The 2,445-nt window shown below is 40.5% G+C and carries 2 protein-coding genes; both read right to left on the reverse strand.

From position 1 onward, the window contains the following. Nucleotides 1-269: 269 nt before the first annotated feature. Nucleotides 270-1,592: a phycobilisome rod-core linker polypeptide gene (locus H6F41_RS18635; protein WP_190404954.1), complete on the reverse strand. Its 1,323-nt coding sequence runs from the start codon at nucleotides 1,590-1,592 to the stop codon at nucleotides 270-272. A 166-nt stretch (nucleotides 1,593-1,758) separates the two neighbouring features. Beyond that, nucleotides 1,759-2,229, reverse strand: a complete 471-nt coding sequence (locus tag H6F41_RS18640) for a globin family protein (RefSeq protein WP_190404955.1) — start codon at nucleotides 2,227-2,229, stop codon at nucleotides 1,759-1,761. Nucleotides 2,230-2,445 lie beyond the last annotated feature (216 nt).

Below are 2,445 nucleotides of genomic sequence, written 5' to 3' on the forward strand. Positions count from 1 at the left end.
CATTGGTTTAGAAAGATGGTAATTTTAAGCTAAAATCACCATCTTTACAGGAATAGTGTGCCCGATTTTAGGCTGATTTCATTTCTGATTCAACACTTCTGAGCGTGAGGTACACAATAGTAATCCTATGTGCTTCTCGACACCCCGTGGTTAAGCCAAGTTTATCTACTCAATAAGTTTTTCTTAAAATTTTTCTTAAATCATCTTGATACTCTCTTCCCAGTCCTAAAAAAGAGGAGTGCGGCTTTGCCGCACTCCTCTTTTTGGGTTTACTTGGCTAAATTGCGAAGTAGCGACCGCTGATTTTCATTCATGCTTTGTAAAACTTGACGAGCATCGCTATTTTGCAACATCTGCAAAAGTTCCTCAATTTCAGCATTAAGAGCCTTTGATACTGGCTCTTTGACCTTCGCCGATGGAGCTACTTGATTTGCGATCGCATCTTGAGCTTGGCCATCAGGCATGACACAAGTGCCAGTTTCACAATCCATACCCAACTCTTGCCAATACATCGTGGGTACAGATTTACCATGTTGTCCCATATGTTCGTGATGCATCAAATCACTTTGCAAGTAATTGCGGGGCGAGTCATGGAGTTTGCTGCCACGAGCGTAGGGAACTGTGTGAAGACCAAATGCTTTGCGATATTCGTCTGAGTCAAAAATTTTATGGAAAAAAGCGCTGACACCATGCTTAGTCAGAACATCAGTGTAGACACTAATTTCTTCCTTATCATTGAGGGTGCGACCAAGAAGATGCTTAAAGCTAATCTCCATAAATTTCAGATTGGAGAAGCCATGATAGCAACTATTGAGGTACAACTCGGACATGACCAATCCACCAAGGAAATGACGCACATCTAACTTGCCAGAGAGAAAATCTTGCTCTAATTGCTGAATTTCTTTGCGCTCTGATACATAGGGCTGACGCTCTAGGAGTTGAGCATAGATTTGGGCGAGGGCATTTTGGCGTTCTGCGACTGAATGGACAGAATGGCTGACCACTTCGGCATTATGGGTGGTTTCTTCAGGCATCACACAAGTACCAGTTTCACAATCCATGCCTAGTTGTTGCCAATAGATTGTAGGAATGACCTTGCCACGTTGTCCTACATGCTCATGTTGCAATAGATCGGTTTGGAGATAGTTGCGAGGAGACTCGTAAAATTTGACATCACGGGCGTAGGGAACTGTGAAACCGCCAAAGGCTTTGCGATATTCCTCTGAGCCAAGAATCTCATGAAAAAACACTGAAACCCCTTCCATCATCAACAAATTCATGTATTTGGCAACTTCTTCATGTCCTTGAATTGCCCGACCGAGTAAATGTTTGAAGCTCCATTCCACAAATTTGAGGTTTGAGCAATCACGATAAAAACTGTTGAGATAGACGGAGGACATGACCAATTCACCTATAAAATGGCGCACTCCCAGCTTTCCTTTAAGGAAATCTTTTTCGAGCTTGGCAAGTTCTTTACGCTCATATTCATAAGGCTGACGCTCTAAAATTTGAGTGTAAATCTGGTGCAAAGCAACCTGTCGATCTGTTTCTGTAGATTTGCGATCGATGGTGATAGGGGTGTAGGTATCCATGACATGTTCTCCAAAAAATCTCTAAAAATCCTAAAAATTTATCAATACATTTCGGGCAATCCGTTAGTCAATCTGGCTAATAATTCCTTAGAGTCTCGGAGATAAATCTCTATAGCTGCGATCGCTATTTTAAATTTGCCTATTTAAATTTGCCTATTTGCGATGATTAAGCGTGGAGCAAGGCGGATATCGCCATATCTGAATAGGGCTTTACAAGAGCTGCACATTCAGCGGGCAACATCTCATCAATAACTGATTGCATGAGACGATAGGCAGTAGAACATTCTTTGGCAACTTGATAGGAATTGATAATATTTGCCAACCAATCCATTAAAGTTTCACGGAAGAATAGTTCATCATCACGTAATACGGATAGAGCGGTATAACGCATTGTGTTAGACATGTCATATTTGCATCGTTGCAACTGTTTATTGACTAACTCAGGGTATTGCTGGGATAGGAGGTTGAGTGTTTTGACGGTAATTTCATCAGCACGATCGCGAAGAAGATTATAGGTCTTAACCCGAACTGAAAAATTGTTGGCGAAACGCTCTAGATTGAAAATATCACTGTCACTTAAATAGATATGATCAACGTCTGCTACTTTTTCATCTAGAGTCCGATTCATTGTTAGCATGATACTTTACCCCTTAAATTAATAGTTAATACATCACTTTATCTAACTTACTTTTTACAAGTAATTTGTCGGTCTCCCCCCCGATTTCTAAATAATAGAATTGGAGATCTGTCTAAATATCAGAATGAAATCAAAGTTAACTTAATAATATATTTCGACATATAGCAAAACTTTTTTGCTTAGGACATAAAACCAGAAGACGGGTGGCGGCGCTTC

Source organism: Pseudanabaena mucicola FACHB-723, from assembly GCF_014696385.1.
GTDB lineage: Bacteria > Cyanobacteriota > Cyanobacteriia > Pseudanabaenales > Pseudanabaenaceae > Pseudanabaena.

Coding starts and splice junctions, on each gene's coding strand:
- H6F41_RS18640 (WP_190404955.1), bottom strand. CDS start 2,229: ATGCTAACAATGAATCGGACTCTAGATGAAAAAGTAGCAGACGTTGAT.
- H6F41_RS18635 (WP_190404954.1), bottom strand. CDS start 1,592: ATGGATACCTACACCCCTATCACCATCGATCGCAAATCTACAGAAACA.